Source organism: Kitasatospora sp. NPDC001603 (assembly GCF_040298365.1).
In the GTDB taxonomy this organism is placed as follows: domain Bacteria; phylum Actinomycetota; class Actinomycetes; order Streptomycetales; family Streptomycetaceae; genus Kitasatospora.
The window spans coordinates 81,890-101,396 of record NZ_JBEPAA010000009.1; the positions used below are offsets into that span (position 1 = coordinate 81,890).

General features: G+C 73.6%; 16 protein-coding genes. 1 reads left to right on the top strand and 15 read right to left on the bottom strand.

Annotated features, from left to right (window positions below):
* Window positions 1-81: 81 nt before the first annotated feature.
* The 4 genes from ABT263_RS08935 to ABT263_RS08950 all read right to left on the bottom strand — a co-directional run bounded on the left by ABT263_RS08935 (window position 82) and on the right by ABT263_RS08950 (window position 3,195).
* On the bottom strand, window positions 82-1,941 hold the full coding sequence (locus ABT263_RS08935) for an LCP family protein (protein WP_352289143.1): 1,860 nt from the start codon (window positions 1,939-1,941) through the stop codon (window positions 82-84).
* 19 nt (window positions 1,942-1,960) lie between these two features.
* Window positions 1,961-2,593, bottom strand: a complete 633-nt coding sequence (gene nadD, locus ABT263_RS08940; RefSeq protein WP_329487612.1) for a nicotinate-nucleotide adenylyltransferase — start codon at window positions 2,591-2,593, stop codon at window positions 1,961-1,963.
* 136 nt (window positions 2,594-2,729) lie between these two features.
* On the bottom strand, window positions 2,730-2,888 hold the full coding sequence (locus tag ABT263_RS08945) for a hypothetical protein (protein ID WP_329487613.1): 159 nt from the start codon (window positions 2,886-2,888) through the stop codon (window positions 2,730-2,732).
* 160 nt (window positions 2,889-3,048) lie between these two features.
* Complete coding sequence (locus ABT263_RS08950; protein ID WP_329487614.1) at window positions 3,049-3,195, bottom strand: hypothetical protein; 147 nt, start codon at window positions 3,193-3,195, stop codon at window positions 3,049-3,051.
* A gap of 245 nt (window positions 3,196-3,440) precedes the next feature.
* On the opposite strand from ABT263_RS08950, the gene ABT263_RS08955 reads away from it, so the two are divergent.
* Window positions 3,441-4,499, top strand: coding sequence for a M48 family metallopeptidase (locus ABT263_RS08955; RefSeq protein ID WP_329487615.1), 1,059 nt, complete (start codon window positions 3,441-3,443; stop codon window positions 4,497-4,499).
* A gap of 142 nt (window positions 4,500-4,641) precedes the next feature.
* On the opposite strand, the gene ABT263_RS08960 is transcribed toward ABT263_RS08955, so the two are convergent.
* The 11 genes from ABT263_RS08960 to ABT263_RS09010 form a co-directional block, all read right to left on the bottom strand.
* Window positions 4,642-5,754 carry an SCO2583 family membrane protein gene (locus ABT263_RS08960; RefSeq protein WP_352289146.1) on the bottom strand — a complete coding sequence of 371 codons (1,113 nt, stop codon included), beginning with the start codon at window positions 5,752-5,754 and terminating at the stop codon, window positions 4,642-4,644.
* 134 nt (window positions 5,755-5,888) lie between these two features.
* Complete coding sequence (locus ABT263_RS08965) at window positions 5,889-6,482, bottom strand: SCO2584 family spore wall biosynthesis protein (RefSeq protein WP_329487617.1); 594 nt, start codon at window positions 6,480-6,482, stop codon at window positions 5,889-5,891.
* A gap of 100 nt (window positions 6,483-6,582) precedes the next feature.
* The gene (locus ABT263_RS08970) at window positions 6,583-7,905 is read right to left on the bottom strand and encodes a glutamate-5-semialdehyde dehydrogenase (protein ID WP_352289149.1); all 1,323 of its coding nucleotides are present in this window, start codon (window positions 7,903-7,905) and stop codon (window positions 6,583-6,585) included.
* A gap of 109 nt (window positions 7,906-8,014) precedes the next feature.
* The gene (locus ABT263_RS08975; protein WP_352289152.1) at window positions 8,015-8,542 is read right to left on the bottom strand and encodes a DUF8830 family protein; all 528 of its coding nucleotides are present in this window, start codon (window positions 8,540-8,542) and stop codon (window positions 8,015-8,017) included.
* A 118-nt stretch (window positions 8,543-8,660) separates the two neighbouring features.
* Complete coding sequence (proB, locus tag ABT263_RS08980) at window positions 8,661-9,797, bottom strand: glutamate 5-kinase (protein WP_352289155.1); 1,137 nt, start codon at window positions 9,795-9,797, stop codon at window positions 8,661-8,663.
* A 335-nt stretch (window positions 9,798-10,132) separates the two neighbouring features.
* Complete coding sequence (obgE, locus tag ABT263_RS08985) at window positions 10,133-11,611, bottom strand: GTPase ObgE (protein ID WP_329487621.1); 1,479 nt, start codon at window positions 11,609-11,611, stop codon at window positions 10,133-10,135.
* 99 nt (window positions 11,612-11,710) lie between these two features.
* Window positions 11,711-11,968, bottom strand: a complete 258-nt coding sequence (gene rpmA / locus ABT263_RS08990) for a 50S ribosomal protein L27 (RefSeq protein ID WP_329487622.1) — start codon at window positions 11,966-11,968, stop codon at window positions 11,711-11,713.
* 12 nt (window positions 11,969-11,980) lie between these two features.
* Window positions 11,981-12,298 (bottom strand): 50S ribosomal protein L21, encoded by a 318-nt coding sequence (rplU, locus tag ABT263_RS08995; RefSeq protein WP_030397424.1) that lies wholly within the window; start codon window positions 12,296-12,298, stop codon window positions 11,981-11,983.
* A 223-nt stretch (window positions 12,299-12,521) separates the two neighbouring features.
* Window positions 12,522-15,959, bottom strand: a complete 3,438-nt coding sequence (locus tag ABT263_RS09000) for an Rne/Rng family ribonuclease (protein WP_352289158.1) — start codon at window positions 15,957-15,959, stop codon at window positions 12,522-12,524.
* Window positions 15,960-16,355: 396 nt separating this feature from the next.
* Window positions 16,356-17,156, bottom strand: a complete 801-nt coding sequence (locus ABT263_RS09005) for a TIGR03936 family radical SAM-associated protein (protein WP_329487624.1) — start codon at window positions 17,154-17,156, stop codon at window positions 16,356-16,358.
* A 222-nt stretch (window positions 17,157-17,378) separates the two neighbouring features.
* A complete protein-coding gene (locus tag ABT263_RS09010; protein WP_329487625.1) occupies window positions 17,379-19,304 on the bottom strand; it encodes a TIGR03960 family B12-binding radical SAM protein in 1,926 nt (641 codons plus the stop codon).
* Window positions 19,305-19,507 lie beyond the last annotated feature (203 nt).

Consider the following 19,507-nt stretch of genomic DNA (forward strand, 5'->3'; position numbering starts at 1 on the left):
ACCGTTTACCGGCCCGCGCCCGCCGCGGCCCCGCCCCGAGCCCCCGCGACCCTGCGTGGAGGACGCGGGGCCGCCGCCGCCCTACGGGGTCTTCGGCGGCTGGTAGTCCTTGCCGAGGACGACCACCAGGTCGGCGTTCTGCGCGTCGGTGACCTTCTTCGCCGCCGTCTCCGGCAGGTTGAGGCTCAGCGCCAGGGACTTCGCCGCGGCCTGCCGGGCGTCGTCGGTGTAGCGGATCTCACTGGCGGCCTGCGCCGCGGTCCTCGTCCCGCCGGGGATGAGGGTGAGGCCCGCGTTCACCACCTGGACCTGCGCGGCGGCGGCCGCCTGGTCGTTGCCGGTGGCGTCCTGGATCGAGACCCGGGCCGGGGTGTCGGCCGAGGTGGCGGACTTCACCGTGCCGCCCAGCACGTCCTTGACCTGCTGGCCGGCGGCGGCCTCGTCCAGCGAGCCGTCCGGCTTCACGGTCAGCACCGTGGTCCCGAGGTGGCCGTCCTTCGCCTGCTGGGCGAGCTGGACCAGCACGCCGGCCAGGGCGTCCTCGGGCAGCGACGGGTCGAGCACCGCGTTCATCCGGTGCACGTCGTCCTTGGCGTCCTTGAACTCGGTCGGCATGGTCCGCACCACCGCGTCCATCACCTGCCCGAACCGGGCCAGTTGGGCGTCGCGGCCCTCGCCGGCCGCCTGCAGGGTGGCGTAGGCGACCGCGGCCTTCCCGCTCAGCAGGGTGTTCTTGCCCGCGGCGGCGAGCAGCTTGCCGTCCGGCTTGCCGCCCTCGTGGGTCTCGGCGTTGGTGTCCACCCGGACCCCGCCGAGCTGGGCGACCAGCAGTTCCAGGTACGGCGTGTCGAGCCGCCAGGTGCCGGCCACCGGGGCGCCCAGCACGGTGGCCAGGGCGTCCCGGGTGGCGGACGGACCGACGCTGTCCATCGCCTGGCCGACCGTGGTGACCGGCGGGTCGCCCGGGCCGGGCAGGCGCAGCGTGTCCGGGAGCAGCAGCACGGTGCCCTTGTGCCCCGAGGCGTCGTTGACCAGCAGCGCGCTGGAGACCTTGCCCTGGAGGTCCCGCAGGTGGACCACGTTGACCTGGCGCGGGCCGGCGGCGGTCGCCGCGCTCTGCTTGTCGCCGGTGAACCAGAGGTAGCCGCCGGTGCCGGCCGCGGCGAGGGCCAGCACCACGCCGACGCCGACCAGCCGGTTGCGGAGCTTGCGGCGGCGCTCGGCGCGCACCTCGCTGCGCGACTCGGCGAACTTCAGCCAGTCGATGACGTCCTCGGTCTCCTCCGCCTCCTCGTCGACGAAGGTGAACTCACCGGTGGGGTAGTCGCCCGTGGGCGTCTTGCCGGCGCCGCCGGCGGCCTTGGCCGCGCGGCTTCCGCCGACCTGCTCGGACGGCGCCGCGGGCCGGGCCGGCGCCGCCTCGGCGGGGCCCGGCCGGGGCGTCCGGGGTCGCGGCGGCGCCGGGGCGGGCTGCTCGGCCACCGGCTCGGTGACGACCGGCTGCGGCGCGGTCGCGTACTGCTGCTCGTAGCCGCCCTGCTGGTCGTACCCGCCACCCTGCTGCGGCTGCTGCTGCTCGTACGGCTGGTACCCCTGCTGGTACTGCCCCTGGTAGACCCCGGGCTGCTGGTACGCCTGGCCGCCGCCCTGCTGCGGCTGCCCGTACGGGTCGTACTGCTCGTACTGGTCGTACTGCTGCTGGTCGTACCCGCCGCCCTGCTGCGGCTGCTGCTGCTCGTACGGCTGGTACGCCTGCTGGTACTGGTCCTGGCCCTGCCCCTGGTAGGCGGTGTACTGGTCCTGCCCGTAGGGCTGCGCCGGCGGGACCGGCTGCCCGTACTGGTCGTACTGCTGCTCGTAGCCGCCCTGTTGCTGGGGCGGGTACTGCTGCTGGTACTGCCCGGTGGACCAGTCGTCCTGCTGTCCCCTGCGATCGGTCATCCGTCGGCCCCTCCGGGGATCAGGTCCGGTGCGGCGCGTAGAGCGCCCGCTTGTCGATGTAGCGGACCACGCCGTCCGGGACGAGGTACCAGACCGGTTCGCCCTTGGCGACCCGGTTGCGGCAGTCCGTGGAGGAGATGGCCAGCGCCGGGACCTCCACCAGGGAGACCCCGCCCACCGGAAGTCCGGCGTCCGACAGAGTGTGCCCCGGCCGGGTGCAGCCGATGAAGTGGGCGAGCGAGAAGAGCTCCTCGGAGTCCCGCCAGGAGAGGATCTGCGCGAGCGCGTCGGCGCCGGTGATGAAGAAGAGGTCGGCGTCCGGGTGGAGCGCGCGCAGGTCGCGCAGGGTGTCGACGGTGTAGGTCGGGCCCTCGCGGTCGATGTCGATCCGGCTGACCGAGAACTGCGGGTTCTCCGCCGTGGCGATGACCGTCATCAGGTAGCGGTCCTCGGCCGGCGTCACCAGGCGGTCGGTCTTCTGCCACGGCTGTCCGGTCGGCACGAAGATCACCTCATCGAGGTGGAACGCGCTCGCCACCTCGCTGGCGGCGACCAGGTGCCCGTGGTGGATCGGGTCGAAGGTGCCGCCCATCACACCGAGCCGCTTCTTCACCGGTTCCGGTCCGCCGGGATTCCCGGCCTGCTCTCCCATGGCGCCACACCTTACGCGACGCCCGTGACGGGGCGGGAACGACCGGGTGGCGGCCGCCGGGAGGACGCGTGAGGGAGCGGCCGGCGCTCCCGCCGGACGCTCCCCGGGCCGCCCCGGCGGGGGCTCGGTGCCCCGCTCAGCGGTCCCGGTTGAAGCGCGTGGTGACGTAGAGCAGCAGCAGCAGGATGAACAGCGCGGCGCCACCCGTCAGGTACGGGTTGAGGCTGTCATGATTGCCCCCCTCGCCCTCGGAGGCGAGCAGGTTCAGGACGGGGAGTGCGGCGGCAGTGCTCATGGTCGGCGGACCTTCTCGGCTCGGATGACGGACCAGGGGTGTGCGGGCCGGTGAGGGCCCACCTGTCATCGTACGGGTGCCGACACGGCAACCGCTCGGCGGCCCACCGCGTCTGATCCGGCGTGAGCCGGGCGCCCGGCGGGGCCCGGCGGGAGGGTGCTCAGTTGTTGCGGCCGGCCCGCAGCAGGACCCACGCCAGCAGGCCGACGCCGACGAAGGAGGCCACCACGATGATCCGCAGGAAGAGCCCCGGGCCGTTCTCCGTGGAGATCGGGCCGGCCAGGCTGACAAGGGCGGAGGTGGACATCTGCGGGCTCCTCGGACTGCTCGGTACCGCGGCCAGGTCTGGTCTCGGCTCTCCAGGGCATTCAGGGTAAACCGGCCTCACACCCGCGACGGCCACCGCCCCCTGCGGCGCCGTTCGCGCCGCGTAGGGTGAGCCCGGGGACGAGTACGCAACCACGGACGTTGCACAGACAGTCGTTGCAGGCGAAGACCAGCGGGGGCCGGCCAGCTGCCGGGGCCGCCGTCGACCAGGAGGGTACTCACACCATGACCGATACGACCTCGAAGACCCCGAGCCGGCGCCGCCAGCGCTTCCCGGAGATCTCCACCCGCGCCTGGGAGCACCCGGCGGACCGCTCCGCGCTCGTCGCGCTGCGCAAGCTGACCGGCTTCGACGACATCCTCAAGAAGCTCGCCGGGCTGGTCTCCGAGCGCTCGATCCGGCTGATGTTCCTGGCCACCGCGGTGAAGACGTCCGAGCGGCAGTTCCCCGAGCTGCACGGGATGGTGCGCGACGCCGCGTACGTGCTGGACCTGGAGAAGGTCCCGGACCTCTACGTCTCCCAGGACCCGACGGTCAACGCCTACTGCATCGGCATCGACACCCCGATCATCGTGGTGACCAGCGGCCTGGTCGAGCTCCTGGACGAGGAGGAGCTGCGCTCCGTCATCGGCCACGAGGTCGGCCACGCGATGTCCGGCCACGCGGTCTACCGGACGATGCTGCTGATCCTCACCAACATCGCCGCCCGGATCGCCTGGGTGCCGCTCGGCAACCTCGCGATCATGGCGATCGTGACGGCCCTCAAGGAGTGGTTCCGCAAGGCCGAGCTCTCCAGCGACCGGGCCGGCCTGCTCGCCGGACAGGACCTCCAGGCCTCCATGCGGGCCCTGATGAAGCTGGCCGGCGGCCACAACCTGGCCGAGATGAACGTCGACGCCTTCCTGGAGCAGGCCGAGGAGTACGACAAGGCCGGGGACCTGCGCGACGGCGTGCTCAAGCTGCTGCAGGTGCTGCCGCAGAGCCACCCGTTCGCGGTGGTGCGGGTCGCCAAGCTGAAGAAGTGGGCGGAGAGCGAGGAGTACCGCTCGATCCTGGCCGGTGCCTACCCGCGCCGCTCCGACGACGGCGACACCTCGGTCGGCGAGCAGTGGAAGGCCGCGGCCGACCACTACACGACCTCGGTGAAGGAGAGCAAGGACCCGCTGATGGGCCTGATCCGCGACGTCGCCGGCGGCGCCGCCACCGTCGGCGGCAAGCTCCGCGACACCTTCACCGGCGCCACCCGCGCCAACGGCTCCTCGACGCCGCGCGACGAGGACTGATCGCGCGACGGCTCCCGACGGCTCCCGGCCTCCCGCCGGGGGCCGTCGGCGTCCCCGGCCCCGGCCCCGGCACCCGCTGTTGCCCCGGCGGCGGCCCCGGTGTGCCCGAGCGGCCGCCCGCGACGGGGCCCGCCGCCGGACGTCAGCTGCCCGCCAGGACCCCGCAGACCTGCCAGGCCGGACGGGCGTGGTTGCCCGGATCGATCGGCTGCACGCCCTCCGTCGGCTGCGCACCCTCCGTCGGCTGCGCACCCTCCGTCGGCTGCGCACCGGTCACGGCGCCGTCCGCCCCCGCCAGCAGCGGCCGGACGTACCCGGCCAGCGAACCGGCGCACGGCGCCGGCCCGGCCTGGAGCACCGAGTCCACCAGCCGCAGCTGGGCGGAGGCCAGGTCGATCCGGTCGAACTGGAAGGTCAGCTGCCGCCGGACGGTCTCCAGCGTCACCGGTGCGCCGCTCGGGGCCCCGGCGGGCTTGAGCGCGTAGACGAAGGTGTGGTCGGTGGTGATCTGCAGGGTGGTGCTGTCCGCCTCGTCGATCCGCATCGCCCCGGCCACCTTCACGCTGTCGGCGGCCAGCGCGACCTGCGCCGGGTCGAACCGGACCATCCACCCGGTCAGCGCGTGGTGGCGGTCGTCGACGGGGTGCGCCGCACTGGCGTCGAACTGGGCCTGCTCGCCGGGCGTCACGAAGGCCCGCACATCGGCGGTCGACCCCTGGATCAGGGTCGTCGGCGCCAGCGAGGAGGCCACCAGATAGCGCTGGACGGTGTCGAGCGCCTTGGTGACCTCGATCTTGCTGAAGTGCGCGGTGGCCGCCCCGGCGGGCGTCCCCAGGCCGATGGCACCGTCCCCGTAGCCGGGCGGCAGCGCGGCGAACGGGGCGGCCGGGTCGGCGACCGGCCGCACGGCCGACGCCGGGCTCAACGCCACCAGGCTGACGGTCAGTTGGCTGCCCTCGGGGCGGGAGCTCTGCCGGTTCGGCGTGCTGATGCCGAAGTACACGGCGGCCGCGAAGGCCAGCAGGATCAACAGCAGCAGCGCGAGCGCCTGCCGCGGCACGGTGCCCAGCGGACCGAGCCGCACCCGCGGGCGGGTGGCCCGGCCGAACGAGCCCGCCAGCCGCTCCCGGGCGGAGAGCTCCTGGATCCGGGCAGCACGGACGAAGGATTCGTCGAAGACGACGGACCGGTACTCGTCATCGCTTCCGGAACCACCGTCGGGCGCACCCTCCGGAGGCTCTCGCGGGTCACCCATGACACCAGGGTAAGCCGCATCCGCGCCCCGCCACGAGGGTGTTCACCCAGATTCCCGGGAGCGCTCCGTGACCGGAGGCCCGGCGCGCGAACGCACTCCGGCGCACTCCGGCGCAGCGCCCGCGGACCAGTGCCTCAGCCCGCCGGCGCGGTGACCACGAGCGACGGTTCGGCCGGCGTGGGCGCCGGATCGACACCCGCGCTGCTGCTCCCCGAGTCGGGCCGCCGGGGCGTACCGCCACCGGAGCCGCCCACACCCTGGTAGACCGCCGCGACCGCCACCGCGACCAGGCTCACGCCCATGATCACGGCGAGCACCCAGGCCACCGGCCGGTGCCAGCGCTGCTGGGCGACATAGCGCCCGCGCCGCGACCGGACCGGGTCGTAGACACTGTCCCGCCCCCAGCGCCCGGCCCGGCGCCCGACCACCCGGCCGGGGCCCGACCACGGATCGGGGTAGAGGCGGTCGTCGTCCAGTCCGCTCGGGTAGGGGCGCAGCTCCAGCGGCACCCCGTCCCCCACGGGAACGTCATAGCCCCAGCCCGGTACCACCGCGTCCGGCTCGAACCGGGCCTCGGCGGCGGCGAGCTGCCGCTCCTTGGCTGTCGGCTCGTGCACGGCGGCGGACCGGACGAAGGCCTCATCGAAGACCACGGTGGCGAACTCGTCGTCCGCACCACCGTGGTCGGCGCCGTCGGGGTACGGCAAGCCCCCCACATCGTCAGCCACGGATTCAGCGTATTACCGGTCGGGCGTTTTGTCTGTGGCTCCTCGCACTTGGTCCGTCACCCGTGTGACGCGGACCGCCCGCCGGGGGCTCCCGGCCGGCTCAGCCGGCGTCGGCCGCCCCGCCCACGGTCTGCGTCGCCTCGCCCCGGACATGCCCGTCACCAGTGACGATGTACTTGGTGCTGGTCAGCTCCGGCAGGCCCATCGGGCCGCGGGCGTGCAGCTTCTGGGTCGAGATGCCGATCTCGGCGCCGAACCCGAACTCACCGCCGTCGGTGAACCGCGTCGAGGCGTTGACGGCCACCGTCGTCGCGTCGACCAACTGGGTGAAACGGCGGGCCGCGGCCTGCGAGGTGGTCACGATCGCCTCGGTGTGGCCGGAGGACCAGCGGCGGATGTGCGCGACGGCGGCCTCCAGCGAGGGCACCACGGCCGCCGCCAGGTCGTAGGAGAGGTACTCGGTCTCCCAGTCCGCCTCGGTGGCCGGCACCACGGTCGCCGCCGAGCCCTCGGCGGCCTTGAGGACCGCGTCGTCGCCGTGCACCGTCACCCCGGCCTGGGCCAGGGCCGCCAGCGCGAGCGGCAGGAAGGCCCCCGCGACGTCCTGGTGGACGAGCAGGGTCTCGGCCGAGTTGCAGACGCTGACCCGCTGCGCCTTCGAGTTCAGCAGGATGCCGACGGCCATCGCCAGGTCCGTCTCGGCGTCCACGTAGACGTGGCAGTTGCCCGTCCCCGTCTCGATCACCGGCACGGTCGAGCCCTCGACCACGGTACGGATCAGCGAGGCCCCGCCGCGCGGGATCAGCACGTCCACCAGGCCCCGGGCGCGCATCAGCTCCTGGACGGAGTCCCGGCTCTCGCCCGGGACGAGCTGGATCACGTCGGCGGGCAGGCCCGCCGAGACGACGGCGTCGCGCAGCACCGCGATCAGCGCGGTGTTGGAGCGGTAGGCCGAGGCCGAACCGCGCAGCAGCACCGCGTTGCCGGACTTCAGGCAGAGCGCGGCGGCGTCCACGGTGACGTTCGGACGGGCCTCGTAGATGATGCCGACCACGCCGAGCGGGACGCGGACCTGCCGCACGTCCAGGCCGTTGGGCAGGGTGTAGCCGCGCACCACCTCGCCGACCGGGTCGGGCAGGCCGGCCACGTCGCGGACGTCCGAGGCGATCGCGGCGATCCGCTCGTCGGTGAGGGTCAGGCGGTCGATCACCGACTCGGCGGTACCCGCCTCACGGGCCCGGGCGACGTCCTCGGCGTTGGCGGCGGTGATCTCGGCGCTCCGGGCCACCAGGGCGTCCGCGATCGCCGACAGCGCGGCGTCCTTCGCCCGGCGCGGGAGCGGGGCGAGCACGGCGGCGGCCTCCCGGGCTCGGCGCGCTACGGCGAGGACGGGGCTGTCGGCGGTGGCGAGGTCGCTGGTCATGCGCCAAGGGTAGCGAGTGGGCCGCCCCCGCCCACCGGGCATTTCGCCCGGTGAGACATGGGCGCCCAGCAAGGCCCGCACGTGCCGTGTCCCGGGCGCGGCACGTGCGTCAGTACGGGTGCACCCCGCCCGGATGGGGCGGCGGGCCGCCGAAGCCCTCGGCGACGCGCTTGTGGTACGTCGCCCGGTCGACCACCTCCAGCCCGACGATCTCCCACGGCGGCAGGTTCGCGGTCACCTTGTGCTCGCCCCAGAGCCGCAGCGCGATCGCCGCCGCGTCGTGCAGGTCCCGGGCCTGCTCCCAGTAGCGGATCTCCGCGTGGTCGGCCGCGTAGCGGGCGGTCAGGAAGAACGAGTGGTCGTGCGCCAGCCGCTCCAGCCCCGCCCGCAACGCGGACAGCGGGGTGGCCTGCCCCGCCACGCTCAGCACCACGTGCCAGAGCCGGGCCTGTTCGGGCACCGTGGGCGGCTCCCCCTCGTCCCGGCGGTCCGGCCGGACCCCGCGTAGCGCGCCGGGCTCCTGCGGCGGCGGACCGGCCGGCCCGGCCGGGGTGTCGGCCCCGCGCCCGCCGTCGATGCTGGTCAGCCGCCGGCCCGCCGTTCCTCCGGTCAGCGCTGCCTCGCGCCTGCGTTCCACCGGCGGCCTCCTGTTCGGCGATCTCGTGTCGTCGTACCCGCCGGCCCCGGTCCGGCGCGTACGGCTGCGCCCCCTCGCCCGCGGCAAGGCCCGCACCGCCGCCGCTCCCGCGGACCGGTCAGCCCCGCAGGACGACCAGGTCGTCGCGGTGGACGACCTCGCGCTCGTACGCGGCACCGAACTCCTGGGCCAGGTCTCGGGTGGACCGGCCGAGCAGCCGGGGCAACTCCCTCGCATCAAAGTTGACCAGTCCGCGCGCCACGATGTGGCCGTTTTCGCCAAGAAGGTCCACCGGATCACCCGCGGCGAACTCCCCGTCGACCTTGGTGACCCCGGCGGGCAGCAGCGAGGCGCCCCCCGAGACGACCGCCGCGACGGCCCCCTCGTCCAGGTGGAGGGCGCCGCGCGGGCTGCTCGCGTGCGCCAGCCAGAGCAGCCGGTCGGAGGAGCGGCTGCCGGTGCGCAGGAAGAGCGTGCCGGTGGGCCGGCCGGCCAGCGCGTCGGCGGCCCGGCTGGCGGCGGTGAGCACCACGGGGATGCCCGCGCCGGTGGCGATCCGGGCCGCCTCCACCTTGGTGACCATGCCGCCGGTACCGACCCCGGCCTTGCCCGCGCTGCCGATCGAGACGCCGTCCAGGTCGTGCGGCCCGGCCACCTGGGCGATCCGGCTGGTGCCGGGGCGGCTCGGGTCGCCGTCGTAGAGCCCGTCCACGTCGGAGAGCAGCACCAGCAGGTCGGCCCGGACCAGGTGGGCGACCAGCGCGGCCAGCCGGTCGTTGTCACCGAACTTGATTTCGGCGGTGGCGACGGTGTCGTTCTCGTTGACGATCGGCATCGCGCCCATCGCCAGCAACTGGTCCAGCGTCCGGTAGGCGTTGCGGTAGTGGGCGCGCCGGCTGGCGTCCTCGGCGGTCAGCAGTACCTGGCCGACCCGGATGCCGTACCGGGCGAAGGAGGCGGTGTAGCGGGCGACCAGCAGGCCCTGGCCGACGCTCGCGGCGGCCTGCTGGCGGGCGAGGTCCTTGGGCCGGCGGTCCAGGCCCAGCGGGGCCAGGCCGGCCGCGATGGCACCGGAGGAGACCAGGACCACCTCGGGGGCGTCCGGGCCGCCGCGGACCTTGGCGAGCGCGTCCACCAGGGCGTCGACCCGGTCGGCGTCCAGGCCGCCGGCCGCCGTGGTGAGGGAGGAGGAACCGACCTTGACGACGATCCGTCGTGCGGTCAGGACCTCCTGCCGCAGTGAGTCCTCGCTCATCTCGCTGTACGCCCTTCCGGTGTGGTGCGGGTACGGCGGGCCCGGGCCCGGCCGTCACCCCCGCAATCTACGCGATCGGCGCAGCCCGTCCGCAGGGCATTTCACCGGCTGGACCGCGCCCCTCCCCGGTCACCGGCCGGCCCGGACCGGTCGCGGGACGCCGGGCGGACCGCACCCGCCCGGCGGGCCCCGTCCCGTCACCCGGGCGGCGGCGGTCCCGCCAAGTCCGGCTCCCGCCAAGCGAAGTGACGTTTCAGCAAGGCCCCCGACGCACCGCGGCCCCGCCTCCGGGAGGGAGCGGGGCCGCGGCACTACACGGGTCGGACCGGCCGGTCCTACTCCTCGTCGTCGTCGCCCTCGACGGCGGCCTGGCGGCCACTGGAGAGCGCCTCGAAGGCGAGGAACTCGGACTCGGCCGCGTCCCGGTTCTTCAGCTTGTCGCGGCGGCGGTCGACCGCCGGACGCGGGCTCTCCAGGCGGTGGTCCTCACCGCGGCGCCCGAGCATCTCGGCGCCGGCGGCCATGGTCGGCTCCCAGTCGAAGACGACCGCGTTGTCCTCCGCGCCGATGATGACGGTGTCGCCCTCGTGGGCGCCGACCTTCCAGAGCTTGTCCTCCACGCCGAGGCGGGCCAGCCGGTCGGCGAGGTAGCCGACGGCCTCGTCGTTGGAGAAGTCCGTCTGGCGGACCCAGCGCTCCGGCTTGATCCCGCGGATGCGGAAGGCGCCGTCCTCCTCGGTGATGGTGAAGCCCGCGTCGTCCACGGCGGTGGGCCGCAGCACGATCCGGGTGGACTCCTCCAGCGGCTTGGCGGCGCGGGCCTCGGCGACGATCTGCGCCATCGCGAAGTTCAGCTCGCGCAGGCCCTTGCGGGAGGCGGCGGACACCTCGAACACGCGGTAGCCGCGCTCCTCCAGCGAGGCCCGGGTGAGGTCGGCGATGTCCTGGCCGTCCGGGACGTCGACCTTGTTGAGCGCGACCAGTCGCGGCCGGTCCTCCAGGCCGCCGTACTGCGCCAGCTCGGCCTCGATGGTCTCCAGGTCGGTCAGCGGGTCGCGGCCGGGCTCCAGGGTCGCGCAGTCCAGCACGTGGACCAGCGCCGAGCAGCGCTCGACGTGCCGCAGGAACTCCAGGCCGAGGCCGCGGCCCTGGCTGGCGCCCGGGATCAGGCCGGGGACGTCGGCGACGGTGTAGACGAAGTCGCCGGCGGTCACCACGCCGAGGTTGGGGACCAGGGTGGTGAACGGGTAGTCCGCGATCTTCGGCTTGGCGGCGGAGATCACCGAGATCAGCGAGGACTTGCCGGCGCTCGGGTAGCCCACCAGGGCCACGTCGGCGACGGACTTGAGCTCCATGACGATGTCACGGGCCTCACCCGGCTCGCCGAGCAGCGCGAAGCCGGGCGCCTTGCGGCGGGACGAGGCCAGCGCCGCGTTGCCCAGGCCGCCCCGGCCGCCGGCGGCGACGACGAAGCTGGTGCCGTGGCCGACCAGGTCGGCGAGGACGTTGCCCTGCCGGTCCATCACGACGGTGCCGTCCGGCACCGGCAGGACGAGGTCGTGACCCTCGGCGCCGGTCCGGTTGCCGCCCGCGCCGGGCTTGCCGTTGGTCGCCTTGCGCTTGGGCGAGTGGTGGTACTCCAGCAGGGTGGTGATCTGCGCGTCCACGGTCAGGATGACGCTGCCGCCCTGACCGCCGTTGCCGCCGTCGGGGCCTCCCAGCGGCTTGAACTTCTCCCGGTGAACGGAGGCGCAGCCGTGGCCCCCGTTACCCGCGGCGACGTACAGCTCGACGCGGTCCACGAAGGTGGTCATGGTTGTGCCTCCAGTGCGAAGAAAGTGTTGCCTGCTTCTCAAGCATGAAGGGTGGACCGGATCATTCCGGCCCACCCTTCATTGTGAGTCTTGTCGGACTCAGGCCTCGACGGCCACGATGTTGACGACCTTGCGGCCGCGACGGGTGCCGAACTGCACCGCACCGGCGGACAGCGCGAACAGGGTGTCGTCGCCACCACGGCCGACGTTGGCGCCCGGGTGGAAGTGGGTGCCGCGCTGGCGGACGATGATCTCGCCGGCGGAGACGACCTGGCCGCCGAAGCGCTTCACGCCGAGGCGCTGGGCGTTCGAGTCACGGCCGTTCCGGGTAGAGCTTGCGCCCTTCTTGTGTGCCATCTCGCTATCCCCTTACTTGCTGACGGAGTCGATGCTCGTGATCCGCACAGCAGTGTGCTGCTGGCGGTGACCCTGGCGGCGACGGTAACCGGTCTTGTTCTTGTAGCGCAGGATGACGATCTTGTCGCCCTTGGTCTGGTCGACCACCTCGGCGTGAGCCTTCACGCCGGCCAGCACCCACGGGTCGGAGGTGACAGCTTCACCATCGACGACCAGGATGGTGGAGAGCTCCACCGAGTCACCCGGCTTGGCCTCGATACGGTCGATCTCCAGCACGTCGCCGACGGCGACCTTGTGCTGGCGGCCGCCTGCGCGAACGATCGCGTACATGCGGTACCCACTTTCCTAACTCGGTCGGAGCTCCAGATGCCAGCCACCTGGGTACGGACACAGGGGCCTCTCCCCGACTCCTCTGACGAGGGGCCCGGAAGGTGATGTGTTCGGGAGCGACGGCGTAGACACGCCGAGGGTCAAGAATACGGACCGGCCCCCTCGGGGGCAAACCGGGCCGTCCCGGTCCGGGGCGGGCGCGAGCCCGCCCCGGACCGACGCACTACTCGGCTGCCGAATCACCCTCGGCGGCCGCGGCCTTCTTGGCCGCCGCGCTCGTCCGCTTGGTGGCGGTCTTGCGGGCGGTGGTCTTCTTCGCGGCGGCCGCCGTGGTGGTGGTCTTCTTGGCGGCCGTCTTCTTCGCGGTGGTCTTGCGGGCGGCCCGCTTCTTCGGCGCCGGCGCCTCCTCGGCGGGCTCCTCGGCCGGGGCGGCCTCGGCGGCGGGCTCCGGCGTACCGGTCTCCGCGGCCGCCTCGGGCTCCGTCGCGACCGGCTCGGCCGCGGCCGGCGCCTCGACGGGTGCCTCGACGGCCTCCGCCACCGGCTCGGCCGGGGCCTCGGCGGGCGTCTCGACGGCCGCGAAGGCCGCCTGCAGCGCCGCGTCGGCACGGGCCTGCAGCACCACGATCTCGGCCTCGGCGGGCGCCCCGGCCGGAGCCGTCGCCTTGCGCACCGCCCGGCGGCGGGTGCGGCCGGCCGGCGCCGCCGTGGCGGCGGGGATCTCGACCAGGCTCGGCTGGGCCGGCTCCTCGACGGCCACCGGCTCGGTCACCGGCTGGGCCACCGGCTCGACGACGGCCTCGGCCTCGACCTCGACCTCGGCCACCGGCACGTCGATCGCGAGCTGCCCCTCGACCTCCTCGTGCTCCGGAGCCTCGATGTCGGCCTCGACCACGGTCTGCGCCTCGTCCTGGGCGCCGCCGCCCTTGCCCCGGCGCCGGCGCTTGCCGCCGCCCGAGGCCGGCTCGCCCGCCGCGACGGCGTGGCCGCCACCGGTGTGGACGTGGCTGCTCGGCTGCTCCATGTGGACGATCACGCCGCGCCCGTTGCAGTGGACGCACGGCTCGGAGAAGGACTCCAGCAGGCCCTGGCCGACCCGCTTGCGGGTCATCTGGACCAGGCCCAGCGAGGTCACCTCGGCCACCTGGTGCTTGGTCCGGTCCCGGCCCAGGCACTCCAGCAGACGGCGCAGCACCAGGTCCCGGTTGGACTCCAGCACCATGTCGATGAAGTCGATCACGATGATGCCGCCGAGGTCGCGCAGCCGCAGCTGGCGCACGATCTCCTCGGCCGCCTCGATGTTGTTGCGGGTGACGGTCTCTTCGAGGTTGCCGCCCTGACCGACGAACTTGCCGGTGTTGACGTCGATGACGACCATCGCCTCGGTGCGGTCGATCACCAGCGAACCGCCGCTGGGCAGCCAGACCTTGCGGTCCAGCGCCTTCATCAGCTGCTCGTCGATCCGGTAGGTCGCGAACACGTCGACCTCGGAGGTCCACCGCTGCAGGCGCTCGGCCAGGTCGGGGGCCACGTTGGAGACGTAGTCGTGGATGGTGTTCCACGCCTCGGTGCCGGAGACGATGACCTTGGTGAAGTCCTCGTTGAAGATGTCGCGGACGACCCGGACGGTCATGTCCGGCTCACCGTAGAGCAGCGCGGGGGCGTTGCCGGTCGCGGCCTTCTTCTGGATCTCCTCCCACTGCTGCTGGAGGCGCTGGACGTCACGGGTCAGCTCGTCCTCGGAGGCGCCCTCGGCGGCGGTGCGCACGATGACGCCCGCGTCGTCCGGGACGATCTTCTTGAGGATCTGCTTCAGACGGGCCCGCTCGTTCTCGGGCAGCTTGCGCGAGATGCCGGTCATCGAGCCCTCGGGCACGTAGACCAGGTAGCGGCCGGGCAGCGAGATCTGGCTGGTCAGGCGGGCGCCCTTGTGGCCGATCGGGTCCTTGGAGACCTGCACCAGGACGGACTGGCCGGACTTCAGCACCGACTCGATCCGGCGCGGGCCACCGTGGCCGCCCAGCGAGCCGAAGTTCACCTCACCGGCGTACAGCACCGCGTTGCGGCCCTTGCCGATGTCGACGAAGGCGGCCTCCATCGACGGCAGCACGTTCTGGACCTTGCCCAGGTAGACGTTGCCGACGTACGAGGTGGCCTGCTCCTTGTTGACGTAGTGCTCGACCAGCACGCCGTCCTCGAGGACGCCGATCTGGGTGCGCTGGCCGTTCTGGCGCACCACCATGACGCGCTCGACCGACTCGCGACGGGCCAGGAACTCGGCCTCGGTGATGATCGGCACCCGGCGGCGGCCCAGCTCGCGGCCCTCACGGCGGCGCTGCTTCTTGGCCTCCAGACGGGTGGAGCCCTTGATGGACTGCACCTCGTCCGGGTCGAACGACGGCTCGGTGGAGCGGCGGCGCGGCTCGCGCACCTTCACCACCGTGCGGACGCCGTCCTCGGTGGTCTCGGCGGCCTCGCCGGCACCGGCCTCACCACTGCGACGGCGGCGACGACGGCGACGACGGGTCGAGGCCAGGCCGGCCGACAGGTCGTCGTCGTCCTCGCCGTCCTCGTCCTCGGCCTCGGCGGCCGGCTCCTGGACGGGCTGCTCGGTCTCGGCCGTCTCGGCCTCGAAGTCCTCGGCCTCGCCACGACGGCGGCGGCGGCCGCCCCGGCGGCGACGGCGGGACGGACGACCGTCCTCCCACTCGTCCTCGGCCTCGGGACCGGCGGCGGGCGCCTCGACGGCGGCCGGGGCCGCGACCGGGGCGGGCGGCGCGACCGGGGCCTCGACCACGGGGGCGGCGGGCGCCACCGGAGCGGCGGCGGCGGCCGACTTGCGGCGGTTCGGGGTCTGCACCCGCACCTGGGTGCGGGTACGGCGACGGCGGCCGACGCCGCTGTACTCGTACTCGTCCTCCTCCGTGCTCTTCACGGCGGGGGCCTCGGCCGGAGCCGGGGTCTCGGCCGGGGCGGCCGCGGCGGGGGCGGCGGCGGCCGGGGCCGACGGCGCGGTGTAGGGGGCCGGCTCCTGGAAGACGGGGGCCTGGAAGATCGCGGTGGACGGGCGGACCGCACGGCGGCGCACCCGGTGGGTCGGCTCGGCCTCGGCGACCGGCGCGGGGGCCGGGGCGGGCTCCGGCTCGGCGGCGGGCGCGACGGCCTCGGCCTCCTCGGCGGGCTCCTCCTCCGCGGCGGGCTCCTCGACCGGGGCCGCCTCGACGACCGGCGCGGCCTCGGCCACGCGGCGGCGACGGGGGCGGCGGGCGGGGGCCGCGGGGGCCTCCTCGACCGGCGCGGCCTCGGCGGCGGGCGCCTCGGCGGGTGCGGCCTCGACCGGGGTCTCGACGGGTGCGTCGGCCGCGGCGGGCGCGCTCACCGGCGCCTCGGCCCGCTTGCGGGTCCGGCGGGCCCGAACCGGCTTCTCGGCGGCCGGCTCGGCCGCCGGCGCCTCCACGGCGGGGGCCTCGGCGGCGGGCGCCTCGGCCGCGATGACCGTCTCGGCGCCGTCGGCGGCCGCGCCCTGCGGGGCGCCCGCGGGGCGGGACACCGCACGGCGGCGGCGGCGCGGCGGTGCGCCGGTCGTGCCGTCGCCGGTGGCGGCGGTGTTCTCGTTCGGTTCCGGCGCCGCGTTCTGCTGCGGATCGGTGTTATCGAGCATGCGGGTGGATCTCCCGTCAGGCCCCCGGGCTCCGTATCCGGGCACGGCAGGGCACCGGTGGCCGGCCGGCATCACGAGGATGCTCGGGCCGGAGCCTTTCCTGGTGCCGCCGTGCGGACGCGAGGCCGCACAGGGGCTCGTAGTCTCGCTCGGCGCCCCGCACGCGGCGGGGTGTCGAAAGTCTTCTGGTCTGCCCAGTCTTCTGAGGTTTTCCCAAGCTGCGCCGTTCCCCAACCCCGGGTGGCTCCCGGACGGGGACCTCGGGCCCACCGACCATCCGGGTCGGCGGGCCACAAGAGGCCGGCCTGTGCTTCGACGACGCTCGCTCCCCTGGGGAGCCGCGGGGGCCTGGAGGACCAACGGGTCCAGTGAGGCACTGGACCAGGCCTCCGCCCGCTAGGCGGACGCGGTTGCGCGCGGCTCGTCGGCGGCCACAGGGCCGGCCGGGGCCGCGGCGCGGTCGAGCGCCAGCGGGTCGGTCACCGTGCCGGTCTCCTCGTCGAGCGGCCCCTGCGCCAGCCTGGTCACCTCTGCGGGGACCGGCGGCGCCAGGTCAGCCGTCGCACGGAGACCGGACAATACGTCGTCGGGTCGTACGGCTGGTGTGGCGTGTCGTACTACCAGGCGCAGTATCGCACAGGCACGGCCGGTCCGAACATCGCGGGCCCCTTCGCCCTCCGTGTCCGCACCGTCGTCGACCTGCGGCGAGAGGATTTCCAGCGCCGCGACCGCGCCGCGCGCGTCGAAGACGCGCACGCCGTTCTTGGTGCGGCGTTCGACCTCGACCCGCTCCTCGGCGAGGAAGGCGGCGGCCGCGCGGGACGCCTCCGGCCCGGTGACACCATCCAGCCGGACCTGCCATTCGGAGGCTTCCAGACGCTCGACGAAGTTCGGCGTCCGGACTTCGACCGCGTCGATGATGTCGAGGCCCTTCGGCAGCGACTCGTCCAGCTGCGCGCGCAGCTCCTCGGGGTCGCGGTGGGCCGCCAGGCCGATCTCCAGGTACTCCGCCTCGCTGGCCACCCCGGTGGGGGCCGCGTTGGCGTAGGACACCTTCGGGTGCGGTGTGAAGCCGGCCGAGTAGGCCATCGGCACGGCCGACCGGCGCAGGGCGCGCTCGAAGGCGCGCTGGAAGTCGCGGTGGCTGGTGAAGCGGAGCCGGCCGCGCTTGGTGTAGCGGAGACGGATCCGCTGCACCGTCGGCGCGGGAGGCGGACCGTCGGGCGTACGGCGTGCCAGAGTCGCTCAGTCCTTAGTCAGATGTCCCCGTCCGGCGTGACACGATCGCGCCACTCTCCGGACTCTGTCACCCAAAGGGTACGCGCCCGCGCGCCACCTTCGCTCCGCCCCTGGTCAGCCCGGATGCGCGAAACCCCGGCCGGAGCGCCCGGCCGGGGTCCCGCGATGGCGTGCGCCGCCCTACTTGACGACCGTCAGCGGCAGGAGCTTCTTGCCCGTCGGGCCGATCTGGATGGCCGTGTCCATCTGAGGACAGACACCGCAGTCGAAGCACGGGGTCCAGCGGCAGTCGTCGACCTCGACCTCTTCGAGGGCGTCCTGCCAGTCCTCCCAGAGCCAGTCCTTGTCGAGGCCGCTGTCCAGGTGGTCCCAGGGCAGCACCTCCTCGTAGGTGCGCTCGCGGGTGGTGTACCAGTCGACGTCGACGCCGGTGCCGGCCAGGCCCTTCTCGGCCGAGGCCATCCAGCGGTCGTAGGAGAAGTGCTCGCGCCAGCCGTCGAAACGGCCGCCGTCCTCGTAGACCGCCCGGATGACGGCGCCGATCCGGCGGTCACCCCGGGAGAGCAGGCCCTCGACGATGCCGGGCTTGCCGTCGTGGTAGCGGTAGCCGATGTTCTTGCCGTACTTGCGGTCGCCGCGGATCGAGTCGCGCAGCTTGGCCAGCCGGGCGTCGGTGTCCTCGGCGGACAGCTGCGGGGCCCACTGGAACGGGGTGTGCGGCTTGGGCACGAACCCGCCGATCGAGACGGTGCAGCGGATGTCGTTCTGGCCGGTGACCTCGCGCCCCTTCTGGATGACGTTCTTCGCCATCTCACCGATCTGGAGGACGTCCTCGTCGGTCTCGGTGGGCAGGCCGCACATGAAGTACAGCTTCACCTGGCGCCAGCCGTTGCCGTACGCGGTCGAGACGGTGCGGATCAGGTCCTCCTCCGACACCATCTTGTTGATCACCTTGCGCATGCGCTCACTGCCGCCCTCGGGGGCGAAGGTGAGGCCCGAGCGGCGGCCGTTGCGGCTGAGCTCGTTGGCGAGGTCGATGTTGAAGGCGTCGACCCGGGTGGACGGCAGCGACAGACCGATCTTGTCCTCGGTGTAGCGGTCGGCCAGGCCCTTGGCGATGTCACCGATCTCGGTGTGGTCGGCGCTGGACAGCGACAGCAGGCCGACCTCCTCGAAGCCGGTGGCCTTCAGCCCGCGCTCCACCATCTCGCCGATGCCGGTGATGCTTCGCTCCCGCACGGGGCGCGTGATCATGCCGGCCTGGCAGAAGCGGCAGCCGCGGGTGCAGCCGCGGAAGATCTCGACGGACATCCGCTCGTGCACCGTCTCGGCGAGCGGGACGAGCGGCTGCTTGGGATAGGGCCACTCGTCGAGGTCCATCACGGTGTGCTTGGAGACCCGCCACGGCACGCCCGGCGCGTTCGGCACCACGCGGGCGATCCGGCCGTCGGCCAGGTACTCCACGTCGTAGAACCGGGGGACGTACACGCCGCCGGTGCGCGCCAGGCGCAGCAGCAGCTCGTCGCGCCCGCCCGGGCGGCCCTCGGCCTTCCAGCCGCGGACCAGCTCGGTGATGTCCAGGACGGCCTGCTCGCCGTCGCCCACCACCGCGCAGTCGATGAAGTCGGCGATCGGCTCGGGGTTGAACGCGGCGTGGCCGCCGGCCAGCACGATCGGGTCGTCCACCGTCCGGTCGCGGGCCTCCAGCGGGATCCCGGCCAGGTCGAGCGCGGTCAGCATGTTGGTGTAGCCGAGCTCGGTGGAGAACGAGAGCCCGAACACGTCGAAGGCCTTGACCGGCCGGTGCGCGTCCACGGTGAACTGCGGGACGTCGTGCTCGCGCATGAGCGCTTCGAGGTCCGGCCAGACGCTGTAGGTGCGCTCGGCGAGCACGCCCTCGCGCTCGTTGAGCACCTCGTAGAGGATCATGACGCCCTGGTTGGGCAGGCCGACCTCGTAGGCGTCGGGGTACATCAGCGCCCAGCGGACGTCGCAGGCGTCCCAGTCCTTGACGGTCGAGTTGAGCTCGCCGCCGACGTACTGGATCGGCTTCTGGACGTGCGGGAGGAGGGCCTCCAGGCGTGGGAAGACCGATTCGACAGTCATGTACTAGGAACCCTTACGACGTTGAATGGTGTCGCTGGCATCGGACCCGGTGGGGTGGTGCGCGACGGCTGGGAGGGGTGACCCTCAAGGGTAGCCGAATCCCGGGACGCTCCGGCCGGCCGCGGGCCCCGGCCGGCCCCCGAGCGGGGGTCGAATCGGCTGTTGACAGCCCCGGACGGCCCATGCGGTACTGGCAGGGCTCC

What these genes read in the sequence shown, in the direction of transcription:
- nadD (WP_329487612.1), bottom strand. Translation starts at nt 2,593, where the DNA reads ATGGGAGAGCAGGCCGGGAATCCCGGCGGACCGGAACCGGTGAAGAAG.
- ABT263_RS08945 (WP_329487613.1), bottom strand. Translation starts at nt 2,888, where the DNA reads ATGAGCACTGCCGCCGCACTCCCCGTCCTGAACCTGCTCGCCTCCGAG.
- ABT263_RS08955 (WP_329487615.1), top strand. Translation starts at nt 3,441, where the DNA reads ATGACCGATACGACCTCGAAGACCCCGAGCCGGCGCCGCCAGCGCTTC.
- ABT263_RS09010 (WP_329487625.1), bottom strand. Translation starts at nt 19,304, where the DNA reads ATGACTGTCGAATCGGTCTTCCCACGCCTGGAGGCCCTCCTCCCGCAC.
- ABT263_RS08970 (WP_352289149.1), bottom strand. Translation starts at nt 7,905, where the DNA reads ATGACCAGCGACCTCGCCACCGCCGACAGCCCCGTCCTCGCCGTAGCG.
- ABT263_RS08950 (WP_329487614.1), bottom strand. Translation starts at nt 3,195, where the DNA reads ATGTCCACCTCCGCCCTTGTCAGCCTGGCCGGCCCGATCTCCACGGAG.
- ABT263_RS08935 (WP_352289143.1), bottom strand. Translation starts at nt 1,941, where the DNA reads ATGACCGATCGCAGGGGACAGCAGGACGACTGGTCCACCGGGCAGTAC.
- obgE (WP_329487621.1), bottom strand. Translation starts at nt 11,611, where the DNA reads ATGACCACCTTCGTGGACCGCGTCGAGCTGTACGTCGCCGCGGGTAAC.
- ABT263_RS08960 (WP_352289146.1), bottom strand. Translation starts at nt 5,754, where the DNA reads ATGGGTGACCCGCGAGAGCCTCCGGAGGGTGCGCCCGACGGTGGTTCC.
- rpmA (WP_329487622.1), bottom strand. Translation starts at nt 11,968, where the DNA reads ATGGCACACAAGAAGGGCGCAAGCTCTACCCGGAACGGCCGTGACTCG.
- rplU (WP_030397424.1), bottom strand. Translation starts at nt 12,298, where the DNA reads ATGTACGCGATCGTTCGCGCAGGCGGCCGCCAGCACAAGGTCGCCGTC.
- proB (WP_352289155.1), bottom strand. Translation starts at nt 9,797, where the DNA reads ATGAGCGAGGACTCACTGCGGCAGGAGGTCCTGACCGCACGACGGATC.
- ABT263_RS09000 (WP_352289158.1), bottom strand. Translation starts at nt 15,959, where the DNA reads ATGCTCGATAACACCGATCCGCAGCAGAACGCGGCGCCGGAACCGAAC.